This is a genomic window from Pseudomonas sp. JV245A (assembly GCF_032424515.1).
In the GTDB taxonomy this organism is placed as follows: Bacteria; Pseudomonadota; Gammaproteobacteria; order Pseudomonadales; family Pseudomonadaceae; genus Aquipseudomonas; species Aquipseudomonas protegens.
Genome location: NZ_VYKE01000097.1, coordinates 1 through 22,142 on the forward strand (window position 1 = coordinate 1; position 22,142 = coordinate 22,142).

At 64.6% G+C, this 22,142-nt stretch carries 21 protein-coding genes and 1 pseudogene; 14 read left to right on the forward strand and 8 right to left on the reverse strand.

Features of this window, described 5'->3' with window-relative positions; translation table 11 throughout:
* From F6S12_RS22050 to F6S12_RS22060, 3 genes are all read right to left on the reverse strand, one after another.
* Positions 1-1,272 (reverse strand): histidine kinase dimerization/phospho-acceptor domain-containing protein (locus F6S12_RS22050; protein WP_315869332.1); only part of this gene is annotated, 1,272 nt, incomplete at its 3' end.
* Positions 1,269-2,204 (reverse strand): ABC transporter substrate-binding protein, encoded by a 936-nt coding sequence (locus F6S12_RS22055; protein ID WP_174394959.1) that lies wholly within the window; start codon positions 2,202-2,204, stop codon positions 1,269-1,271. The genes F6S12_RS22055 and F6S12_RS22050, both read right to left, overlap by 4 nt.
* Before the next feature lies 1 nt (position 2,205).
* Positions 2,206-4,332: a TonB-dependent receptor plug domain-containing protein gene (locus tag F6S12_RS22060; RefSeq protein ID WP_315869333.1), complete on the reverse strand. Its 2,127-nt coding sequence runs from the start codon at positions 4,330-4,332 to the stop codon at positions 2,206-2,208.
* Between the two features lie 195 nt (positions 4,333-4,527).
* Between F6S12_RS22060 and F6S12_RS22065 the strand changes: the two genes are divergently transcribed.
* The 10 genes from F6S12_RS22065 (at position 4,528) to F6S12_RS22110 (ending at position 13,083) form a co-directional block, all read left to right on the forward strand.
* Positions 4,528-5,553, forward strand: coding sequence for an NAD(P)H-dependent glycerol-3-phosphate dehydrogenase (locus tag F6S12_RS22065; RefSeq protein ID WP_011060071.1), 1,026 nt, complete (start codon positions 4,528-4,530; stop codon positions 5,551-5,553).
* 18 nt (positions 5,554-5,571) lie between these two features.
* Positions 5,572-5,919, forward strand: a complete 348-nt coding sequence (locus tag F6S12_RS22070; protein WP_011060072.1) for a DUF4389 domain-containing protein — start codon at positions 5,572-5,574, stop codon at positions 5,917-5,919.
* Positions 5,916-6,365 carry a phosphohistidine phosphatase SixA gene (gene sixA / locus F6S12_RS22075; RefSeq protein ID WP_011060073.1) on the forward strand — a complete coding sequence of 150 codons (450 nt, stop codon included), beginning with the start codon at positions 5,916-5,918 and terminating at the stop codon, positions 6,363-6,365. Before F6S12_RS22070 ends, sixA begins: the two co-directional genes overlap by 4 nt.
* A gap of 171 nt (positions 6,366-6,536) precedes the next feature.
* Positions 6,537-8,204, forward strand: coding sequence for an AMP-binding protein (locus F6S12_RS22080; protein WP_072451651.1), 1,668 nt, complete (start codon positions 6,537-6,539; stop codon positions 8,202-8,204).
* 31 nt (positions 8,205-8,235) lie between these two features.
* The gene (locus F6S12_RS22085; protein ID WP_011060075.1) at positions 8,236-8,679 is read left to right on the forward strand and encodes a hotdog fold thioesterase; all 444 of its coding nucleotides are present in this window, start codon (positions 8,236-8,238) and stop codon (positions 8,677-8,679) included.
* A 114-nt stretch (positions 8,680-8,793) separates the two neighbouring features.
* Positions 8,794-9,588 carry an alpha/beta fold hydrolase gene (locus tag F6S12_RS22090; protein ID WP_041116757.1) on the forward strand — a complete coding sequence of 265 codons (795 nt, stop codon included), beginning with the start codon at positions 8,794-8,796 and terminating at the stop codon, positions 9,586-9,588.
* Positions 9,585-10,439, forward strand: coding sequence for an alpha/beta hydrolase (locus tag F6S12_RS22095; RefSeq protein WP_041116759.1), 855 nt, complete (start codon positions 9,585-9,587; stop codon positions 10,437-10,439). The genes F6S12_RS22090 and F6S12_RS22095 overlap by 4 nt, the downstream gene beginning before the upstream one ends.
* Positions 10,440-10,489: 50 nt before the next feature.
* On the forward strand, positions 10,490-11,149 hold the full coding sequence (locus F6S12_RS22100) for a glutathione S-transferase family protein (RefSeq protein WP_011060078.1): 660 nt from the start codon (positions 10,490-10,492) through the stop codon (positions 11,147-11,149).
* An 8-nt stretch (positions 11,150-11,157) separates the two neighbouring features.
* Positions 11,158-11,961, forward strand: a complete 804-nt coding sequence (locus F6S12_RS22105) for a DUF4892 domain-containing protein (protein WP_315869334.1) — start codon at positions 11,158-11,160, stop codon at positions 11,959-11,961.
* A 69-nt stretch (positions 11,962-12,030) separates the two neighbouring features.
* Positions 12,031-13,083 (forward strand): AI-2E family transporter, encoded by a 1,053-nt coding sequence (locus tag F6S12_RS22110; RefSeq protein WP_011060080.1) that lies wholly within the window; start codon positions 12,031-12,033, stop codon positions 13,081-13,083.
* A gap of 38 nt (positions 13,084-13,121) precedes the next feature.
* Here the strand turns inward: F6S12_RS22110 and xopAW are convergent, their stop codons facing one another.
* From xopAW to F6S12_RS22125, 3 genes are all read right to left on the reverse strand, one after another.
* Complete coding sequence (gene xopAW, locus F6S12_RS22115; protein WP_041116762.1) at positions 13,122-13,748, reverse strand: EF-hand domain-containing protein; 627 nt, start codon at positions 13,746-13,748, stop codon at positions 13,122-13,124.
* A gap of 115 nt (positions 13,749-13,863) precedes the next feature.
* Positions 13,864-14,904: a sensor histidine kinase gene (locus tag F6S12_RS22120; RefSeq protein WP_019095148.1), complete on the reverse strand. Its 1,041-nt coding sequence runs from the start codon at positions 14,902-14,904 to the stop codon at positions 13,864-13,866.
* Positions 14,904-15,668, reverse strand: coding sequence for a response regulator (locus F6S12_RS22125; protein WP_011060083.1), 765 nt, complete (start codon positions 15,666-15,668; stop codon positions 14,904-14,906). The genes F6S12_RS22120 and F6S12_RS22125 overlap by 1 nt, the downstream gene beginning before the upstream one ends.
* Positions 15,669-15,985: 317 nt before the next feature.
* Here F6S12_RS22125 and pyrF point away from each other — a divergent pair, with 317 nt between their 5' ends.
* The gene (pyrF, locus tag F6S12_RS22130; RefSeq protein WP_011060084.1) at positions 15,986-16,687 is read left to right on the forward strand and encodes an orotidine-5'-phosphate decarboxylase; all 702 of its coding nucleotides are present in this window, start codon (positions 15,986-15,988) and stop codon (positions 16,685-16,687) included.
* Between the two features lie 105 nt (positions 16,688-16,792).
* Here pyrF and F6S12_RS22135 read toward each other — a convergent pair whose 3' ends face one another.
* Complete coding sequence (locus tag F6S12_RS22135) at positions 16,793-17,797, reverse strand: NADP-dependent oxidoreductase (RefSeq protein WP_019095878.1); 1,005 nt, start codon at positions 17,795-17,797, stop codon at positions 16,793-16,795.
* A 237-nt stretch (positions 17,798-18,034) separates the two neighbouring features.
* On the opposite strand from F6S12_RS22135, the gene F6S12_RS22140 reads away from it, so the two are divergent.
* From F6S12_RS22140 to F6S12_RS33920, 3 genes and pseudogenes are all read left to right on the forward strand, one after another.
* Positions 18,035-18,796, forward strand: coding sequence for an SDR family oxidoreductase (locus tag F6S12_RS22140; RefSeq protein ID WP_053149826.1), 762 nt, complete (start codon positions 18,035-18,037; stop codon positions 18,794-18,796).
* A gap of 1,060 nt (positions 18,797-19,856) precedes the next feature.
* Positions 19,857-20,081, forward strand: a pseudogene (locus F6S12_RS33915) (HAMP domain-containing protein); the annotation flags it as partial.
* A complete protein-coding gene (locus F6S12_RS33920; RefSeq protein ID WP_370059478.1) occupies positions 20,079-20,942 on the forward strand; it encodes a methyl-accepting chemotaxis protein in 864 nt (287 codons plus the stop codon). The pseudogene F6S12_RS33915 and the gene F6S12_RS33920, both read left to right, overlap by 3 nt.
* A gap of 63 nt (positions 20,943-21,005) precedes the next feature.
* Here the strand turns inward: F6S12_RS33920 and F6S12_RS22150 are convergent, their stop codons facing one another.
* Positions 21,006-21,764 carry a hypothetical protein gene (locus tag F6S12_RS22150; protein ID WP_015634689.1) on the reverse strand — a complete coding sequence of 253 codons (759 nt, stop codon included), beginning with the start codon at positions 21,762-21,764 and terminating at the stop codon, positions 21,006-21,008.
* Between the last annotated feature and the right edge of the window lie 378 nt (positions 21,765-22,142).

The following is a 22,142-nucleotide window of genomic DNA, read 5'->3' on the forward strand; positions in this document are numbered from 1 at the left end:
GTCGCGCACTGCGCAGGTGAACCACAGCAGTTCGTGATCCAGGGCCTGCCACTGGGGCTCGATGGTGATGCTGCCCTGCTCGGTGAATTTCAGGGCGTTGCCGATCAGGTTGACCAGGATCTGCCGGATTCGCGTCGGGTCGCCCTTGACCTGCAGCGACTCCATGCCCGGCGGCAGCCGCAGTTGCAAGTCCAGGCCGCGTTGCAGGGCGCTGTGCTGGAAGGCCTGGGCCGAGCTGGTGATCAGTTCGGCAAGGTTGAATGGGATGTGCTCCAGTTCCAGGGCCGAGCGTTCGATGCGGGAGAAGTCGAGGATGTCGTTGATCACCTTCAGCAGGTGTTCGGTGGATTCCGACGCCAGCGCCGCGTACTCGCTCTGTTCCTGGGTCATCTGGGTGGTTTCCAGCAGTTGCAGCATGCCCAGTACACCGTTCATCGGTGTGCGCAGCTCGTGGCTCATCATCGCCAGGAAATCCGACTTGGCCTTGTTCGCCCGTTCCGCCTCTTCCCGGGTCTGGATCAACTGGGACATGGCCTGGTGCTGCTCGCGGCTGGCCAGTTCCAGGCCGGCGGCGAGGTTGTTGATGTGCCGGGCCAGGTTGCCCAGCTCGCCATCGTCGACGATCGGCAGCGGGGTCTTGAAATCCCCTTCCTGGATTGCCTTCACCGCATCGCCCATGGCGCGGATCGGCTGTGCCAGGCCGGCCGCCAGGCGCCGGGCCAGGAGGAAGGTGAAGAGCAGGGCGAACAGCGCGAGGATGGCGGCCTTGAGGAGGATTTCCTGCTGGCGCTGGCTGAAGGCGTCGTTGGACATGCCGACGATCACCCGGCCCAGGTAACCATCGCCCTGGGCGGCCACGCTGGCCGGGTCGTTCTGCAGAAAGTCGTTGTGCACCTGGATGCGCTGCAGGCGTACCGGGGCCTGGAATACCTTGATCTGCTGCGCGTGGTTGTGGCTGGCCGAGGGCTGTTCCACGTACACCAGGATGTTGTTGGCGCTGTCCTGCACTTCCAGGAAGTGCACATGAGGTGTGGCCAGGGTTGCCTGCAGGAGGCTCTCCAGGCCCTCGTTGTTGCCGGAGATCACCCCGTACTCGGTGGCTGGCGCCAGTTGATTGGCGATCAGTTGCCCGGTGTGGTTGAGCTCCTGGCGCAAGTCCTGGATACGCACGAAGGTAAAGAAGCTGATCAGCAGCAGGGTCAGGAGCAGGGCCGGGCCCAGGCTGATGAGCTGAGTGCGGGTCTGGATATCCCATCGGCGACGCAATGTCATGGGTGCTTCTCTCCTTCACTCAACTGGCGCGCAACGGCCTGCGGGTCGATTTCCTCGATGCCCAGCGAGCGTGCCACCTGTGGGTTGCTCATTACTTTGAAAGCCGTCGGGTATAGCGCGCGGGGCCAGCGAGCCGGCGGTTGGTCGAGCAGGCTGTCCAGGGTCTGCAGCCAGTCCTGCTGGTCGCTGTACGTGCTGGCCAGGCTGCCGGCCCGGACGAAGCCGGCATTGGGGCCGATCAGCGCCTGTTGCCGGGCGTAGCTGCTCAGTAGCAGGTTCTTCACGGTTTTCGGGTTGTACAGCTTCGGATCATCCAGGCCCAGCAGCACTTCGCTGTTGCGCAGCAGGTTCTGCAGCGGGCGGCTGTCGCTGGTGCTGTCCCAGGGTTCGGCGATGATTTCCATGTTCAGGGTTTGCGCGGCCAGGTGCAGCTCCTTGAGCAGGAACCGGCTGTCGGCGCTGTACAGCACCCCCACCCGGCGCACCTGCGGCAGAACACTGCGGATCAGGCGTAACTGGCGCTCCAGGGGCGGATCGCTCCACAGCAGGCTCAACCGTGGATGAGGGCTTTGCGCCAGGCGCTGTTGGGCCTGCAGGCGGCTGATGCGCAGGACCAGGGTCGGCGGGCCCAAGGGATCTTGCAGGCGCCAGTCGAGGCTTTGCGGGTCCAGCAGGATCAGGCGCGTGCTGCCGGGCAACTGGCCCGGCGGCGGCAGTTGGGCCAGGGGGACGAAGCGCACCTGGTCCCGGGGGCGCTGGGCGGCCAGTTCTTCGGTGAAGGTGCGCACGCTGCTGTTGTCGTCGCTGGCGGTGAGCAGCACATCGGCCGCCCACAACGGGTTGCCCAGCAGCATGCCCAGTACCAGCAGGCACAGGCACAGGCACAGGCGACGATGTATGCGCAGGGCCTTCCAGGGCCGACAGTGGCCCATGTCAGAACTCGAGCTCCGCGCTGAAGTAGACCACGTGGCGCGAGTCGTAGAGATTGTCGGCGAAGGTGGTGGGCTGGTGGTCGAGCCGTTGCTGCAGGGTGCCGGCCAGTTCCAGGCTGGTCTTGCTGCCCAGGGCCAGGCGCTTGGCGATGCGGGTGTCGACCCGTTCGAATCGGTAGCCGTTGAGGGCGCTGTCGCCATAGTAGAAGAGCGCGCTGGACCAGCCCTGGCCCCAATTGCGCAGCCAGCCGGCGGAGCCGCTGTTGCTGGCGGTCAGGCGCTGGTCCAGGCGGTTGCTGGCCTGGGCATGGACGTAGGCGTAGGTCAGGCGCAGGCGGTCGGCGCGGCTCAGTTGCCAGTCCAGCTGGCTCTCGGTACCGGCGAAGCGCGAGGCGTTGCTGTTGCTGGCGATGTACTGGTTGTTGCGCAGCGGCTCGCTGATCATCCCGGTGATTTCGTCATAGAACAGCTTGATGTCGAGGTTCAGCGCCTGGTCGACGAAGTAACCGTTGTAGCCCAGTTCCCGGGAACGCATGTGCTCCTGGTCGAGGTTGCCGGGGCCACGGGTCTTGACGAAGTACTGGGCGCTGTTCTGGCCGTAGACCGGGGTACTCAGGCCGGTGACCCGGTAGCTCCAGTTGACGTTGTTCTCGAACATGTCCGGGGAGCGGATGGCTTCCGAATACACCGCCCGCAAGCCGTGGCGCGGGTTGATCAGGTAGTTGACCGCGATCCTCGGGGTCAGGGAGTTGCCGGTCAGCTGGGTGTCTTCGTACATAGCCCCGCCCTGGATCAGCCAATGTTCGCTGGCCCGCCACTCCAGCTGGCCGAACAGGCGCCAGGTGGTGTCGTCGAGGGTGCCGTTGAAGTAGGTTTCGGAGTCGGCCCGGTCGTAACGATAGTTCATGCCGCTGACCAGCCGCAGGTTGTCGCTGAGGCTCAGGGTGTCCTGCAGCTCCAGGTCATAGCGGGTTTCCCGAGAGCTCTGGTCGATGTTGCCGCAGACGGTATTCTTGCCGCCGCCGGTTTTCCATTGGTCGATGACCTGGTTGGCCAATGCCTGTTCCGTCGGGGTTCCACCGGGCGCCGCGCTTAAATAATCGGGCATGTGGCGCGCCAGGCGCTCGGCGTAGTTCGGGTTGAGTTGCCACAGGCGTGTCAGCTCGGGGCTGAAGGAAATTGCCGCGTCGCAGGCACGCCAGGTCTGCTGGCGGTCCCAGTGCTGGGCCGAGCCCTGGATATAAAGGCTGTGCTGTGGATTGAGCTCCAGGTTCCAGCGCAGTGACCCGGCGTAGTCCTTGGCCACCACATCGGAGTTGTTGCCTTGCTGGATTACCCCGTGGAACACCGGCTGATAGGTATAGGGCCGCTGGTTGGCGCCTTCCTTGGCATTCAACTGCCAGTCGATGCTCTGCTGTTCATTGAGCATCTGGCTCACGGACAGACTGAAGCGGTTCAAGCGCTTGCTGTCGCGGTAGTCGGCCCCCAGGCGATTCTTGTCGAAGCCATCATCTTCCTGCCCCGACAGCGACAGGCGCAGGTCGCCGCTTTCCCAGCCGGTACCCTGGCTGGCGTACCAGTCGCTGATGCCGCGCTGGCCCCGGGTCAGCTTGACCCGCGTGCCATGGCTGTTGGCCGGGGCGCGGGTGATGATGTTGACCACCGCCATCAGCGCATTGGCGCCGTAGCTGACGGTATTGGGGCCGCGAAACACCTCGATGCGCTCGATGTCTTCCATGGCCACCGGGATATCGCTCCAGTCCACTGTCGCCAGGCCGGCGCGATACACCGAACGCCCGTCGATCAGTACTTGCATGCGCCGGGCTTCGCTGGCGTTGGTGCCGTGGTAGTTGACCGTGGCCTGGTTGCCGCTGATGGCGCCGACCATCATCCCCGGCACCAGGCGCAGCAGTTCGCTGATGTCCCGGGCGCCGCTGGCCTTGATCAACTCGTTGTCGAGCACCGTCATGCTGCCGGGAACCGCGGCAGGTGACTGTTTCAGGCGGGTGGCGGTGAGGACCTCGGGCAGGGCGGTGCCGTCCAGGAACAGATCGTCGGCCAGCACCGAGTGGCCGAACAGCATGCCCAGCAGCAGCGACAGACGAAGAGGTGAGGGGCCAGCGGACACGACACAGCCTTGAATCTTGATGGAAGGCGCGCATGTTAACCGAGATAGTCGAGTTTTCCAGTCGATAAGCCCGACATTCCCCGAATGACTCCACGTGTTCCCGACAGGTTGCCTGAATGGCCCCTGGGGCTGGTGGTGAGAAAACCGCCCCGTATAATGCCGCCATCGCCACTGCTATGGATTAACGGATTGCATATGACACAACAGCGCCCTATTGCGGTCCTGGGAGGCGGAAGTTTTGGTACCGCCGTGGCCAATCTGCTGGCCGAGAACGGTCATCGGGTGCGGCAGTGGATGCGCGACCCCGAGCAGGCCGAGGCCATTCGGGTCAACCGCGAGAATCCGCGCTATCTCAAGGGCATCAAGATTCATCCGGCGGTGGAGCCGGTCACCGACCTGCTGGCCACCCTCAATGACAGTGACCTGTGCTTTGTCGCCTTGCCCTCCAGCGCCCTGCGCTCGGTGCTGGCGCCCCACGCCGAGCTGCTCCGCGGCAAGCTGCTGGTCAGCCTGACCAAGGGCATCGAGGCCCAGACCTTCAAGCTGATGAGCGAGATCCTCCAGGACATCGCCCCGCAAGCGCGCATCGGCGTACTTTCCGGCCCCAACCTGGCTCGGGAAGTGGCCGAGCACGCCCTGACCGCCACCGTGGTCGCCAGTGAAGACGAAGAGCTCTGTCAGCGGGTCCAGGCTGCGCTGCATGGCCGCACCTTCCGTGTGTATGCCAGTGCCGACCGCTTCGGTGTGGAACTGGGCGGGGCGCTGAAGAACGTCTACGCGATCATCGCCGGCATGGCGGTGGCCCTGGGCATGGGGGAAAACACCAAGAGCATGCTGATTACCCGGGCGCTGGCGGAAATGACCCGCTTTGCCGTGAGCCAGGGCGCCAACCCCATGACCTTCCTTGGCCTGGCCGGGGTCGGCGACCTGATCGTCACCTGTTCCTCGCCCAAGAGCCGCAACTACCAGGTGGGCTTTGCCCTGGGCCAGGGCCTGAGCCTGGAAGAGGCGGTGACCCGCCTGGGTGAGGTGGCGGAGGGCGTCAACACCCTCAAGGTGCTCAAGGTCAAGGCTCAGGAGCTGGGGGTCTACATGCCGCTGGTGGCCGGCCTGCACGCGATCCTGTTCGAAGGGCGTACGCTGAACCAGGTAATCGAGCTCTTGATGCGCGGCGAGCCGAAAACCGACGTCGACTTTATCTCCACCAGCGGATTCAACTGAGCAGCACAGGAGCCAGACATGAACGATACGAATTCCGAAGCCAAATACGAGTCCATCCTCCTGCGGGTGCTGTGGATGCTGATATTCGTGCTGGTGTGGCAGGTGGCGCAGTTTCTCCTGGGCGCGCTGGTGCTGGTGCAGTTGATCTATCGCCTGATCTACGGCGCGCCGAATGCCGGCCTGATGAACTTCGGCGATAGCCTGAGCCAGTTCCTGGCGCAGATCGGCCGTTTCGGCAGCTTCCATACCGAACAGAAACCCTGGCCGTTCGCCGATTGGCCCGCTCCCCGGGCGCCTGAAGGCGAAGCTCCCCATAGCGTGCCGCCAGCGCCTCACCCGGTGCGTGACGAGGAGCCCAAGCTGTGAAGCTGTGGGTGCTGCGTCACGGCCAGGCCGAGTCCCATGCGCCGACCGATGCCCAGCGCAACCTCACGGCCCACGGTCGCGAGGAAGTGCTGGGCAGTGCCGCGCACCTGATCGGCCAGCCCATCGCCGCGATCCTCGCCAGCCCTTATGTACGTGCCCAGCAGACTGCACAGCTGGTGCGCGAGGCCCTGGGGTTCGAAGGCGAGATCCGCACCGTGCCCTGGCTCACCCCCGAGGCCAACCCGCTGCAGGTGCTGGAGCAGCTGGACAGTGCCGACAACCTGCTGCTGGTCAGCCATCAACCCCTGGTGGGCAACCTGATCGGCCTGTTGCAGCACGGCCACCTGCGTGATCCGCAGCCGATGAACACCGCCAGCCTGGCGGAGCTCGAAGGCGACTGGCCCCTGGCGGGGCTGATGACCTTGAATGCCGTGACACACCCTTGATGGACGCGGCGGCAGGGCATGCCCGGGCCGCCGTTGTTGCCTCGAACCCACCGATCCCCGGTTGCGATCCGCTACATTTCTTAACTTGCAGCGCTCCTTTGTGCGTGGAATAGTCCACCAAGCAAGTGCTTGGTTGGTATCACGAACAGAATAAGAACAAAGGAGCGAGTCATGTCTGCTGCTTTTCGTTTGCCCCTGCAAGTGTTCTACGAGCGCGAGGCTCGTCATCCCCAGCAGCGCTTTCTTGTCCAGCCCAGTGCCGGCGGGCAAGTGCAGGAGCTGAGCTGGTTCGAGGTGGGCCAGCAGGCCCGGCGTGCCGCCCAATGGCTGCGCGAGCGCCAGCTGCCTTCCGGCAGCCACATTGCAATCATTGGCAAGAACTCCGCGCACTGGGTCATTGCCGACCTGGCGATCTGGATCGCCGGGCATGTCTCGGTGCCGTTGTATCCCAATCTCACGGCCGAGTCGGTAGCCCAGGTGCTGGAGCATTCCGAGTCGGCCCTGGCCTTTATCGGCAAGCTCGACGACTGGCCGCAAATGGCGCTCGGGATCAAGGCCGGGCTGCCCACCATCCGCTTGCCCCTGGCCCCCGAAGGCCCTTTCGATTTCAGTTGGGAAGACCTGCAGCGCTGTCCGCCGCTCGAGGATAGCCCGAGCCCTGCGGCCGACCAGCTGGCCACCATCATCTATACCTCCGGCACCACCGGGCTGCCCAAGGGCGTGATGCACAGTTTCGGCAACCTGGGCTTTGCCGCCAGCCATGGTGTGCAGATGTTCGGCCTGGGCCCCGAGGACCGGCTGCTGTCCTACCTGCCCCTGTGCCACGTGGCCGAGCGCATGTTTGTCGAGATGGCGGCGATCTATACCGGGCAGACGGTGTTCTTTGCCGAAAGCCTGGATACCTTCCTCGCCGACCTGCAGCGAGCCCGGCCCACTGCGCTGTTTGGCGTGCCGCGGATCTGGACCAAGTTCCAGATGGGGGTCTACAGCAAGGTGCCGGCCAAGCGCCTGGATTTTCTCCTGGGCCTGCCCTTTATCGGCAAGCGTGTCGGCCACAAGGTGCTGAGCGGGCTCGGGCTGGACGCGTTGCGGGTGGCGCTGTCGGGAGCGGCACCGGTGCCCCAGACCCTGTTGCACTGGTATCGACGCCTCGGGCTGGACGTGCTGGAGGTGTACGGCATGACCGAGAGCTGCGGCTACTCCCATATCGGCCGCTCCGGTGAGCATGTGCCCGGCTGGATTGGCCGGCCCTGCCCGGAAGTCGAGGTGCGCATCGACGAGGCGGGGGAGGTCCAGGTACGCAGCGGAGCCACTATGCTGGGCTATTTCAAGGACCCGCAGAAGACCGCCGAAACCGTCACCGAGGATGGTTTCCTGCGCACCGGCGACAAGGGGGAGCAGGATGCTGCCGGCAACCTGCGCCTGACCGGCCGGCTCAAGGAGATCTTCAAGACCAGCAAGGGCAAGTACGTGGCCCCGGCGCCCATCGAGAACCGCCTGGCGGTGCATGCCCATATCGAGCAGGTGTGCGTGGTGGGCGACGGGCTGATTGCCCCCCTGGGCCTGTGCGTGCTTTCGGCTGCGGGCGCGCAGGCCGCCGCCGGCAGTGCACGGGAAGGCTTGCACAGCAGCCTGGAAAGCCTGCTGGCCCAGGTCAATGGCAGCCTGGACAAGCACGAGCGGCTGCATCGGCTGGTGGTGGTCAAGGACAGTTGGGCGGTGGAAAACGGCTTTCTCACTCCAACCCTGAAGATCAAGCGCAATGTGATCGAAGCTACCTATGGTGGCAGTTTTCAAGCCTGGAGCGAGCGCAGCGAAGCCGTGCTGTGGCAGGATTGACCGACAATAACCACCCATAAGGGAAGCGGCGATGAGTCTATGGCGTACTACTCCGAACATCGAGCAACTGAACGCGATCCAGAAGAACACCATCGGCGAAGTGCTGGATATTCGCTTCGAGTCCTATGACGAGCAGTCACTGACCGCGAGCATGGTCATCGACCATCGCACCCACCAACCCTACGGGCTGCTGCACGGCGGGGCCTCGGTGGTGCTGGCGGAAACCGTCGGCTCCATGGCCAGCTACCTGTGCATCGACGCCAGCAAGTTCTACTGCGTGGGGCTGGAGATCAATGCCAATCACCTGCGGGGCTTGCGCACCGGGCGGGTCACGGCGGTGGCCAAGGCCATTCATATCGGGCGCACCACCCATGTCTGGGACATCCGCCTGAGCAGTGATGAAGGCAAGGCCAGTTGCGTCTCGCGCCTGACCATGGCGGTGGTGCCCCTCGGGCAGAACCCGCCGGCGCAATGAGGCAACGCGCCATAGGCTGAGCCTGGGTGTCAGCATTCCTGTCCGTTACGGTCATTGCCCTGGTGCCAGGGCCTGCGGACAATCGGTGTTCGTTTGGTGGATGGATAGGTCGGTATGTCGCAACAGGTGTTTTTCGCTCACGCCAATGGGTTTCCCTCCGGCACGTACGGCAAGTTGTTTGCTGCCCTGGCGCCGGAATTCGAGGTGGCTCATCTGCAGCAGCATGCCCACGACCCGCGCTTTCCGGTGGACGACAACTGGCGCAGCCTGGTGGATGAACTGATCCATCACCTGCAACAGCAGGCCCAGCCGGTCTGGGGCGTGGGGCATTCGCTGGGTGGTGTGCTGCATCTGCACGCGGCCCTGCGCTGCCCGGAGCTGTATCGGGGGGTGGTGATGCTCGATTCGCCGGTGCTGACCCGGGCCGACCAATGGGTGATCCGCGCCGCCAAGCGCCTGGGCTTCATCGACCGGCTGACTCCGGCCGGGCGCACCCTGGGGCGCCGCGAAGAGTTTGCCGACATCGAGGCCGCCCGCAGTTACTTCTCCCGCAAGACGCTGTTCCGGGCCTTCGATCCCGATTGCCTGGATGCTTACCTGCAGCACGGCCTGCAGCAGGTGGGGGATCGCTTGCGCCTGCGTTTTGACCCGGCCACGGAAATCAGCATCTACCGCGGCGTGCCTCATACCAGCCCGGGCAGTGCGCGCCAGCTCAAGGTACCGCTGGCGGTGGTGCGCGGACAGCAGAGCCGGGTGGTGATGCGCCATCACACCAGTGCGGTCGGGCGCATGCCCCAGGGCGAGTCGCTGACCATGCCCGGTGGCCACATGTTTCCCCTTGAGCGCCCCCAGGACACCGCGGCGCTGCTCAAGGAGCTGTTCACACGCTGGCAACGGAGCCCTGCATGAGCCACGCCGTCGAAGAAGTCCGCCTGAACCTGCCGCACATCGAACTGGCGGCCCATCTGTTCGGGCCCGAGGACGGTCTGCCGGTCATCGCCCTGCATGGCTGGCTGGATAACGCCAACAGCTTCGCCCGGCTGGCGCCCAAGCTCGCCGGCCTGCGCATCGTTGCCCTGGACCTGGCCGGCCACGGTCATTCCGGGCATCGCCCGGCGGGGGCCGGCTATGCCCTGTGGGACTACGTCTATGACGTGCTGCAAGCCGCCGAGCAACTGGGCTGGAAGCGCTTTGCCCTGATCGGTCATTCCCTGGGGGCGATCGTCTCGCTGGTGCTGTCGGCGGCGATGCCGGAGCGGGTCAGCCACCTGGCCCTGATCGATGGGGTGATCCCGCCGACGGCCAATGGCGAGGACGCCGCCGAGCGCCTGGGCATGGCGTTGCAGGCACAGCTGAATCTGCAGAACAAGAGCAAGCCGGTGTACGCCACCCTGGAGCGGGCCATCGAGGCGCGCATGAAGGGCCTGGTGGCGGTCAGCCGCGAGGCGGCCGAACTGCTGGCCCAGCGCGGCCTGATGCCGGTGCCCGGGGGCTATACCTGGCGCAGCGACAGCCGCCTGACCCTGGCTTCGCCGCTGCGCCTGACAGAGGAGCAGGCCATGTCCTTTGTTCAGCGGGTCGCCTGCCCGACGCAACTGGTGGTGGCGGCCGATGGCATGCTGGCCAAGCACCAGGCCTTGTTGCAGCGTCTACCCTTCAGCGTTGAGCAGTTGCCCGGCGGGCATCACCTGCACCTCAACGACGAGGCGGGTGCCACCTTTGTCGCAGACTGTTTCAATCGGTTTTTCGCCGTTCCTTGACTTGACGGGATCAACTGTCGAGGCTGGGCGGGTTGAAATGGGAGACAACCATGATAGATCTGTACACCGCTGCGACCCCCAATGGTCACAAGGTTTCCATCCTGCTTGAGGAACTCGGCCTGCCCTATGAGGTGCACGCCTTGAGTTTCGACAAGAAGGAGCAAAAGGCCCCAGCGTTCCTGAAGATCAATCCCAATGGGCGTATTCCGGCCATCGTCGATCGCGACAATGGCGATTTTCCGGTGTTCGAGTCCGGCGCGATCCTGGTGTACCTGGCCGAACGCACTGGCCAGTTGTTGCCGGCCGATCCCAAGGGCCGTTCGCTGGTCATGCAATGGCTGATGTTCCAGATGGGCGGGGTCGGGCCCATGCAGGGCCAGGCCAATGTGTTCTTCCGCTATTTCCCGGAGAAGCTGCAGGGCGCCATCGACCGTTATCAGCACGAGACCCGGCGCCTGTACGAAGTGCTCGACAGCCGCCTGCAACAGGCCGAGTACCTGGCCGGCGACTACAGCATTGCCGACATCGCCACCTTCCCCTGGGTGCGCGGCCATGAATGGTCCGGGGTTTCGGTGCAGGGCCTGCCGGCGTTGCAACGCTGGATGGCGGCCCTGGAGGCCCGTCCTGCGGTGCAGCGAGGCTTGCAGGTTCCACAACGCAGCGACGATGCCAGCGTCGTCAAGGGCGCCCAGGCCATGCTTATCCGATGAGAGTTTCCATGCGTTCAATCAGTGTTCTGGGCCTGTCCCTGGCAAGTACCCTGGTGCTTGCCGCCGATCTGCCGGGCAGCCACGACCTGCCCCTGGTCCCCCGTCTGGCCGATGCACAGATCGTCGACTACCGCCCCGAAGTGGAGCAGGAGCGCGTCTACCCCCTGGGTTCGATCCGCCGTATCAGCGGCCAGTTGCGTTTCGATGGCCAGGTCAATGCCCGCGGCAAGCTCACCGCCATCACTTACCAGTTGCCCGCCGAGCGCACATCCAACGAAGCCTTCACCCTGGCCAGGGAGGCGCTGCAAAAGCAGGGCGCCGAGCTGCTGTTCTGGTGCCAGGCCCGCGATTGCGGTGAAAGCAGCCTGTGGGCCAACGAAGTATTCGGCAACGCCAAGCTGTTTGGCGCCGATGAACAGCAGGCCTACCTGCTGCTGCGGCTGGCGGCGCCCCAGGACAACTCCCTGGTAGCCCTGTACAGCATCACCCGGGGTAACCGCCGGGCCTACCTGCATGTGGAGCAGTTCGACGCCAGCGCGCCGCTGGGGGACCTGCTACCCACTTCGGCCACCCTGCTGCGCCAGCTCAAGGACACCGGCAAGCTGGACCTGCCGAAACTCGCCGAGCCCCAGCCCACCTGGCTCAACCTGCTGTCCCGCGGGCTGAACCTGGACACCACCCTGCGCATCAGCCTGTCCGGCAAGCAGGCCGAAGCCTGGCGCCAGGCGCTGATTGGCCAGGGCGTGCTGGCCTCGCGGATGGAAACCGGTAACACCGACGCAGCAGGCCTGCATTTCGAACTACTGCGTTAAGCTGTTTCAGGCAGCCCGCGCTCGCGGGTTCGCCTACTCTTCACTGGTTCTTCTTGCGCGAGACATTTCATGCCCAATAACGATCGCCTGCTGGTGCAGATCCTGCTCCTGGTGTTGTTCGGTGCCAGCTTCTGGGTCATGGCGCCTTTCTGGTCAGCGCTGTTCTGGGGAGCCGTGCTGGCGTTTGCCAGCTGGCCGCTGATGCGCCTGCTGACCCGCTGGCTCAATGGCCGAGAATCCCTGGCAGCGGCCCTGCTGACCCTGGGCTGGATGGTGCTGGTGGCCGCGCCGCTGGTCTGGCTCGGCCTCAACCTGGCGGACCATGTGCGCGATGCCACGGCCTTCATCAAGGACGTGCAGGTCGACGGCCTGCCCGCCGCTCCAGAGTGGCTCGGCAACCTGCCATTGGTGGGCGAGCGCCTGGTGGGCTTGTGGAACAGCATCGACCAGCAGGGCGCGGCCCTGATGCTGGCGGTCAAACCCTATCTGGGGCAGGTGGGCAACTGGCTGCTGGCTCGCAGCGCGCAGATCGGCGGCGGCATTCTGGAACTGACCCTGAGCATCGTCTTCGTGTTTTTCTTCTACCGCGATGGCCCGCGCCTGGCGCTGTTCGTGCACAAGTTGCTGGAGCGCCTGATCGGCGAGCGCGCCGGCTACTACATCGACCTGGTGGCTGGCACCGTGCAACGGGTAGTCAACGGGGTGATCGGCACCGCGGCGGCCCAGGGCCTGCTGGCGCTGATCGGCTTCCTGATTGCCGGAGTGCCCGGGGCGCTGGTGCTGGGGATCGTCACCTTCCTGCTCAGCCTGATTCCCATGGGCCCGCCCCTGGTATGGATCCCGGCTACCGCCTGGCTGGCCTGGAAAGGCGAATATGGCATGGCGGTGTTCCTGGGGATCTGGGGCACTTTCATCATCAGCGGCGTGGACAACGTGCTCAAACCGTACCTGATCAGCCGCGGCGGCAACCTGCCGCTGGTGATCGTGCTGCTGGGAGTGTTCGGTGGCCTGATCGCCTTCGGCTTTATCGGCCTGTTCATCGGCCCGACGCTGCTGGCGGTGGCCTACAGCCTGTTGCTGGACTGGAGCGCCAGCCAGGCCCGGGCCCAGGAGCCGCGTTGAACCACCGATTGCCGCTCCCCCGGGAGCGGCAATGGACGTCAGGCAGCGACGTTGACGCTGCCGCCGAGGCTGCTGCTGGTGTCCAACTGATACTGCTTGCTCAAGCTGGCGATCATCTTGCCCAGAGCTTCGGCGAGGTTGGCCTGCGGGTCCTGGGGGGCGCTGTCCTGGTTGCTTCCGGCCTGCAACGCGGCCTTGAGCTCATCGCTACTGATGCCGCCACTGCTGTCGCTGTCGAGAATCTTCAGCAGAGCCGAGCTGGTGTCGCTGCTGGTGGAGCTGTTGCCCGAGGCTTGCAGGGCAGTGCTCAGTTCGTCACTGCTGATGACTCCGTCGCCATCGCTGTCCAGGGCGCCGAGCAGGGCATCCGCCAGTTGGGTATCGGGGGCGCGGTCCTTGGGCGGAGGAGGGGCCATGGCGGCCATTTCATCGCTGCTCAAGCTACCGCTGCCGTCACTGTCCAGGTCGTTGAAATTCTTGCTCAGGCTGACCAGGATGCCGTTGTCGCTTTTCTGCGACAGGGCGTTTTTCAGCTCGTCCTGATCCACCGCGCCATCACCGTTGCTGTCGAGCTTGGCGAACAGCTCCTTGTGCAATTGCTGGCCACGGCTGGTGCTGCTGGAGCTGTAATAGCTCGAATAGTTGCTGCTGAGGCTATCGATCATGGGGCTCACTCCCTGCGGATGAATTGAACCGGTGGGGGGGGCACCGGCCCAAGCAGCCTCAGGGGGGGAGTTGTCCTGGGTATTGGCGGTTTGTACCTGCCGCCACACAAGGCGCTCAAGGCCTGGGTAGACGCAATACCGCGGTCAGGCCGCCGCCGGGGGTTTCTTCGAGGATCAGTTGGCCGCCCAGGCGCTCCGCCGCTTCTCGGGCGATGGTCATGCCCAGGCCGACGCCGCCGGAGTTGCGGTTGCGCGAGCCTTCCAGGCGAAAGAATGGCTCGAACACCGCTTCACGCTTGTCGGCGGCAATCCCCGGGCCGTGGTCGATGACCCGGATCAGCAGTTGCCCGCGGTCGTCCTCCAGGGCCAGGGTTGCCTGGCCGGCGTAGCGCAGGGCGTTGTCCAGCAGGTTGTTGAGGCATGACTGCAACGCCATGGGTTGCACCAGCAGCGGCGCGCAATGGCCCTGGGCCTGAGCGTCGGCGCCCTGGTCCTGGGCGTTCTCGCACAGCGACTCCACCAGGGCCTGCACGTCCATCCATTGCTCGGCCTCGCTGGTGCGTTGTTCGTGCAGGTAGCTGAGGGTGGCGTCGAGCATCTTGATCATGTCGTCCAGGTCCTGGCGCATCTGCCCTTGCAGCTTGCTGTCCTCGATCTGCTCCAGGCGCAGTTTCAGCCTTGATAACGGGGTGCGCAGGTCGTGGGAGACGGCACCGAGCATGCGCCCGCGTTGCTGCACCTGCTCGCGGATGCGCTTCTGCATCTGGTTGAAGGTGCTGGCTGCTTGCCGGGCTTCCCTTGGGCCCACCTCTTCCAGGGGCGGGCTGTCGAGGTCTTCGCTCAAACGCTCGGCGGCGGCGCTCAGGCGCTGGATCGGCCGCGACAACAGCTTGGCGCCGTACCAGGCAGCGATGATCAGGGAGATGAACTGGAACGTCAGGGGCACCAGCGGGCCGCCGAACCAGGGCCGTGGCGGGCGCCTTGGATAAGGGGGCGGCGGCTGGCCATTGATCAACTGCGCCGAATCGGGAGGGGGCGGCGGCGGGGGCGGGCCGTAGTGGTGAAACCAGAAGAACGCCAGCAGGTGGGCGAGGACGATCGCGATCAGCAAGACGCCGAACAGGCGGCCGAACAGCGTATCGAACCGCCCGCGCATCAGCCGATGTCCCGGGCGTCGAACAGGTAGCCTTCACCGCGCACGGTCTTGATCAGTTGCGGCGACTTCGGATCGTCGCCGAGCTTTTGCCGCAGGCGCGAGACCAGCAGGTCGATGCTGCGATCAAAGGCCTCGATGGATCGGCCGCGGGCGGCGTCCAGCAATTGTTCGCGGCTCAGTACCCGGCGCGGGCGCTCGATGAACACCCAGAGCAGGCGGAACTCGGCGTTGGACAGCGGCACCACCAGGCCATCGGCGGAAATCAGTTGGCGCAGCACGCTGTTCAGGCGCCAGTTGTCGAAGCGGATATTGGCCCGCTGCTCGCTGCGATCGTCGCGCACCCGGCGCAGGATGGTCTGGATCCGGGCCACCAGTTCCCGTGGCTCGAAAGGCTTGGCCATGTAGTCGTCGGCCCCCAGCTCCAGGCCGATGATGCGATCGGTGGGCTCGCAGCGGGCGGTGAGCATGAGGATCGGGATGTCCGATTCGGTACGCAGCCAGCGGCACAGGGACAGGCCGTCTTCGCCGGGCAGCATCAGGTCCAGCACCACCACGTCGAAGTGCTCGGCCTGCAGGGCCTGGCGCATCGCCGCGCCGTCGGTGACGCCGCTGGCGTGAATGTTGAAACGCGCCAGGTAGTCGATCAGCAACTCGCGGATCGGCACGTCGTCGTCGACGATCAGGGCCCGGGTGTTCCAGCGTTTGTCGTCGCCACTGACCAATGCTTTGGCGTCTTCGTTGAGAGGGGCTGAAGTGTTCTGCATGGGTGCGGTCGTCTGCCAGGTAGGCTGCCGGCGCCTGAGGGCGGCGGCGGGGTTGTGGCTTCAGCATAGGCGTCCGGCCCGGGGGCTGGAAGTGCTGTTCGAAGGTGTTGCGGCTGGCGAGGGTAGCGCCGGGGATTGTTGCCCACGTGTCGTCAGTGTATCGAGGTTGATACAAATGCCGTGGCGTGGGGGAGCGATTGCCGGGGCAATCGGCCTTCTTGCGCACCGTTGAGGAGGATTTACCTCTGATCGGGTCCCGGAGCGGCGCGGCTTGCGCTACAATCCGCGCCGATTTCGACTTGCCTGAGAGCCCCTTCATGTCCGCCTGCCAGACTCCTATCATCGTCGCCCTGGATTTCCCCACCCGTGACGCCGCACTGAAACTGGCCGATCAACTGGACCCCAAACTGTGCCGGGTCAAGGTCGGCAAGGAGCTGTTCACCAGCTGCGCCGCCGAGATTGTCGGGACCCTGCGGGACAAGGGTTTCGAAGTGTTCCTGGACCTGAAGTTCCACGATATTCCCAACACCACCGCCATGGCGGTCAAGGCCGCCGCGGAAATGGGCGTGTGGATGGTCAATGTGCACTGCTCCGGCGGCCTGCGCATGATGGCTGCCTGCCGCGAAGTGCTGGACCAGCGCAGCGGCCCCAAGCCGTTGCTGATCGGCGTCACCGTGCTTACCAGCATGGAGCGTGAAGACCTGGCCGGTATCGGCCTGGACATCGAGCCCCAGGAGCAGGTGCTGCGCCTGGCTGCCCTGGCGCAGAAAGCCGGCATGGACGGCCTGGTGTGCTCGGCCCTGGAAGCCCAGGCCCTGAAGAGCGCCCATCCGTCCCTGCAACTGGTGACCCCGGGGATTCGACCGGCGGGCAGCGCCCAGGACGACCAGCGGCGGATCCTCACCCCGCGCCAGGCCCTGGATGCCGGCTCCGATTACCTGGTGATCGGTCGCCCCATCAGCCAGGCGGCAGATCCGGCCAAGGCCCTGGCCGACGTCGTGGCCGAACTGGCCCTGTAACACGCTTCTTCTTGTAGGAGCCGGCTTGCCGGCGATAGCGGTTTTGCGGTTGGCGGCCCTTTCCGGCCGCCGTTGCGGATCGCCGACAAGCTGGCTCCTACGGATTCAGACTTTCAGTATCAGCTTGCCGAAGTTCTCGCCGCTGAACAGCTTGCCCAGGGTTTCCGGGAAGGTTTCCAGGCCCTCGACAATATCCTCCTTGCTCTTGAGCTGCCCCTTGGCCATCCAGCCGGCCATTTCCTGCCCGGCTTCGGCGAACTGCGCGGCATAGTCCATCACCACGAACCCCTCCATGCGCGCCCGGTTGACCAGCAGCGACAGGTAGTTGGCCGGCCCCTTGACCGCCTCCTTGTTGTTGTACTGGCTGATGGCGCCGCAGATCACCACCCGCGCCTTGACGTTCAGGCGGCTGAGCACGGCATCGAGGATGTCGCCGCCGACGTTGTCGAAATACACATCGACGCCTTTGGGGCACTCGCGCTTGAGGCCGGCGTGGACGTCTTCGTTCTTGTAGTCGATGGCGCCGTCAAAACCCAGCTCGTCGATGAGGAACCGGCACTTGTCCTGGCCGCCGGCAATCCCCACCACGCGGCAGCCCTTGATCCTGGCGATCTGCCCGGCAATGCTGCCCACCGCGCCAGCGGCCCCGGACAGCACCACGGTGTCGCCGGCCTTGGGTGCGCCCACGTCCAGCAGGGCGAAGTAGGCGGTCATGCCGGTCATGCCCAGGGCTGACAGGTAGAGCGGCAGCGGGGCCAGCTTGGGGTCGACCTTGTAGAAGCCCCGGGGCTCGCCGAGGAAGTAGTCCTGCACGCCGAGTGCACCATTGACGTAGTCGCCCACCGCGAAACCGGGGTGGCTGGAGGCGATCACCTGGCCCACGCCCAGGGCGCGCATGACCTCGCCGATGGCCACCGGGGCAATGTAGGATTTGCCCTCGTTCATCCAGCCGCGCATGGCCGGGTCCAGGGACAGGTACTGGTTCTGCACCAGGATCTGCCCGGCGGCGGGCTCGCCAACTGCCACCTGCTGGTAGGTGAAGGTATCGCGGGTGGCCGGTCCGATGGGGCGTTTGGCGAGCAGGAACTGGCGATTGGTCAGGGCGGTCATGGCAGGCACTCGTGGGATGAATGAACCTTTAGTTGATAGCCCCTTGGCCTCGGTGCCGCAAGGTTTGCCGCTGCAGCGAATGGAGGCCAATCGATCGCCCTGATAAAGCCCCCGGCAGATTCATCACCAGAATGCATGAGCATCCAACCGGGCTTTTGATAGTGCTGACGCCACCAGCCCCGGCTGTGGCTAGATTGGGCCGGGTAGCTGACCCGCATTCGATCGAGGATTCCTGCAATGAGCATGATGTTTTCCGGCCAGGTGGCCCTGGTGACCGGCGCGGCCAATGGTATCGGCCGGGCCACCGCCCAGGCATTTGCCGCACAAGGCTTGAAGGTGGTGGTGGCGGACCTGGACACGGCGGGGGGCGAGGGCACCGTGGCGCTGATCCGCGAGGCCGGTGGCGAGGCGCTGTTCGTGCCGTGCAACGTTACCCTGGAGGCGGATGTGCAAAGCCTCATGGCCCGCACCATCGAAGCCTATGGGCGCCTGGATTACGCCTTCAACAATGCCGGTATCGAGATCGAAAAGGGCCGCCTTGCGGAGGGCTCCATGGATGAGTTCGACGCCATCATGGGGGTTAACGTCAAAGGGGTCTGGCTGTGCATGAAGTACCAGTTGCCGCTGCTGCTGGCCCAGGGCGGTGGGGCGATCGTCAACACCGCCTCGGTGGCGGGCCTGGGCGCGGCGCCGAAGATGAGCATCTATGCGGCCTCCAAGCATGCGGTGATCGGCCTGACCAAGTCGGCGGCCATCGAATATGCGAAGAAGAAAATCCGCGTGAACGCGGTATGCCCGGCGGTGATCGACACCGACATGTTCCGCCGTGCCTACGAGGCGGACCCGAAGAAGGCCGAGTTCGCCGCGGCCATGCACCCGGTGGGGCGCATCGGCAAGGTCGAGGAGATCGCCAGTGCGGTGCTCTACCTGTGCAGCGATGGCGCGGCCTTTACCACCGGCCATGCACTGGCGGTCGACGGCGGGGCCACCGCGATCTGATGCCGATGGCCGGGGCCCGATGGAATCGACCTCCAGTGTCCTGAAAACGACCTCGGCGTAGCTTTTTGCCATTATTCCGATGTCAGAGACTTGTGCGCCGGTGCATGCCGTTGCGACCCTTCGCCAAGACAAGATGGCCCTATTGCCATTGGGGATTGGAAGGGGACTGCGCACCATGACTTCGGCCGCAAGTGGACGTTTTGCCAACCTGGGCATGGCAAAGAAACTGGGTATCGGGTTTGCCCTGGTGTTGCTCCTAACCGCTCTGGTGGCGGGGATCGGTGTCTGGTCCCTGCAGACCATCAGCCAGCGCTTCGATGGCCTCAAGCAGATGTCCCAGCTCAATAGCGGCGTGCTCAAGGTGCGGCTGCAGGAGCAGGACTACGCTCTGCATGGCGACAGCAAGACCGTGGACAGCCTGCATGAAAGCCTGGAAGGCCTGCAGGCCCTGGCCCAGCAGCTCAAGGTGCGGTCGGCGGCCAACCAGACCGCGATGGGCGATGTGGAGCTGGCGCTGGCGGACTATCGCAAGGCCTTCGACGAGTTCGTCGAGCTGACCCAGGCCAAGGACCTGGCCCTGGAAATGGCCAGTTGGTCGGTGTCCAGCGTGGCCAATAACCTGGACGTGCTGCAGGCCGGGCTGGCGGATGACGGTGCCTATACGCTCAAGGAATCCCAGGGCAAGGACGGTGCCGAATTCATCGAGCAGGCCAATCAGATCAGCCAGGTTTCACGCCTGATGCTGCAGGCCATGAATGAGGCCCGGTTGCGCCTGGATCAGAACCGCAAGGGCGGCGACCAGGAGCCCGCCGAGCAGGGCAAGATCGAGCAGGCCGATCAGGCCCTGGCCCAGGCCGAGCAGTTGAAGGCCACGGTCAAGGATGCGGGCTATCAGACGGTGCTCAACGAAGTCTCGGGGCATATCGGCAACTTCAGCGAGAAGCTCAACGAGTACACCGGGTTGCTGGCCCAGGAGAAGCAGGTCTATCAGCAGCTGCATGAGCGCGCCGCCCAGGTGATGGCGCGGGTTGATCAGGCGTACGGGGCGCAAGAGCATTCGATGCTGGGGGAACTGGACAAGAACTCCCTGCTGATCATCGGCTCCTCGGCCCTGGCGCTGTTGGTGGGGCTGTTGGCGGCCTTGAGCGTCACCCGCCTGATCGTGCGCCCGTTGCGCAGTGTGATGCACGTGGCTCAGCAGATTGCCGCCGGTGATCTGACCGCGACCGTGGAGGTGACCCGACGTGACGAGATCGGTCAGTTGATGCAGGCCATGCAGCAGATGGGCAGCGGCCTGAGCGGCATTGTCAGTGGCCTGCAGGCGGGGATCGAGCAACTGGCCAGTTCGGCTCAGTCGCTGTCCACGGTGACCGAGCAGACCAACCTGGAAGTCAGCACCCAGAAGGAAGAAACCGAGCAAGTGGCCACGGCGATGAATCAGATGACCGCCACGGTGCACGATGTGGCGCGCAATGCCGAGGAGGCCGCCCAAGCCGCCCAGGCGGCGGACGACAAGGTCGAAAGTGGCCAGCAAGTGGTGCGCCAGAGCATGCAGCGCATCGAGCAACTGGCGGATTCCGCCAGCCGTGCCAGCAGTGGTATCGAGAGCCTGAGCGCGGAAATCGACAACATCGGTAGCGTGCTGGATGTGATCAAGAGCGTGGCCGAGCAGACCAACCTGCTGGCCCTCAACGCCGCTATCGAAGCCGCCAGGGCCGGGGAGCAGGGCCGGGGGTTTGCGGTGGTGGCCGATGAAGTGCGGGCCCTGGCGAAACGCACGCAGCAGTCCACCGAAGAGATCGCCCGGTTGGTGACGGCTCTGCACGCGGCGGCCGACTCCTCGGTGCAGCAGATCCAGAGCAGTGGCGAGCTGGTGAAGCTGGCGGTCAGCGATGCCCTGCAGACCGAAAGCGCCCTGGGTAGCATTGCCGCGGCGGTGTCATTGATCCAGCAGATGAACCAGCAGATCGCCGCTGCGGCCGAGCAGCAGAGTTCGGTGGCCGAAGAGATCAACCGCAGTGTCACCAGCATTCGCGCCAGTGCCGATCAGTCGTCCCTGGCGATGCAGGGCAACGCCGCGTCGAGCATCGAGCTGGCGCAGTTGGGCGTGGAACTGAAGGGGATGGTGGGGCATTTCCGCTTGTAGCGGCGGGGAGGGCGCAGCGTTCTAAAACCCTTGCCCGGGTGTTCCGGGCAAGGGTTTTTTCTGTCAGTCGTAGATGGCTTTCTTTTTCCAGTCGGCGTCGGCTTCCACGGTCTTGAGGCCCTGGGTCAGCTGGTTGTCTTCGTCCGGGGCAGGTTCCAGGGTCGACAGCACCATGGCATTGGCCCGGGCCAGGAGTTTGTCCAGGTATTCCAGTTGCTCCTTGTAGACCGCCGGGTCCGGCTGCTTGCGCAGGTACTGCACGCCACGCTCGAAGGCCAGCCGGGCCTGGCCCGGCTGGTTCTGCTGCAGGGCGTACTGGCCCAGGTTGTTGAAGAACTCGATATGCAGCAGCACCAGGATGTGGCGGATCTCCTTGATCCAGCGCTTGGCTTCGTTGGGCTGCAGGAAACCGTCGTGGGCGGCGCGAGTGACCTGGCCGTGCATGGCCTCCAGCAGGAAGCGCACGTCCTTGGCCTTGGCTTCGGTCTGGATCGGTGCCGGTGGGTTGTTCACCGGGATCGACTCGCCCTGGCCCACCAGGGTATTGAGCTCAGCCAGGCGAGCCTTGAGGGCGCTGTCGGTTTTATCGAGGTTGAGCATGCGCTGAACGACGTTCAGCTCCAGGCGCGTCAGCAGCAGCTTGAGGGCCGGTGACATGAACTGGCCGGGGAAGGTTTCGGTGATCTCGCCGCAACGACGCAGGCGATCATTGAGTTCGACCTTGGTGCGGGCTTTTTCCAGTTTGTTGTTTTCCACCACATGGTTCATGTAGCCAATGGCGATCAATAGTGCGATCCCGGCTATTACCAGCAGGGTGATCATGAGTGGTGTCACCGTTAAAACCTCGTTATGGGATTCGCGTGCGAGTGTAGTGGCTTGGCATTTAGACGCATAGCGCCGCTCGACGAGCCGGGCATGGATTGTGCTGCTTATATAGGTGGCATTTGCCTCGGGGGATCCAAGGGTTCAAATTGCCATCACCGGCTGTGGAGGACTATAACGCCTTGTCGAGTGCCAGAATATAGGCGTCAAAGCGCGGACGGCAGAAAACCCTGAAGCGGGCCTAAAACAGCTCCGAAGTCATTGATTTAAATAAAATTATATCTGGGGGTTGACGGCCTCCCAAAGCATCCATAGAATGCGCGCCACTTTCAACGGAAAGCAAATAGCAAAACGTTGAAGGAAGTGAATGCTGTAGCG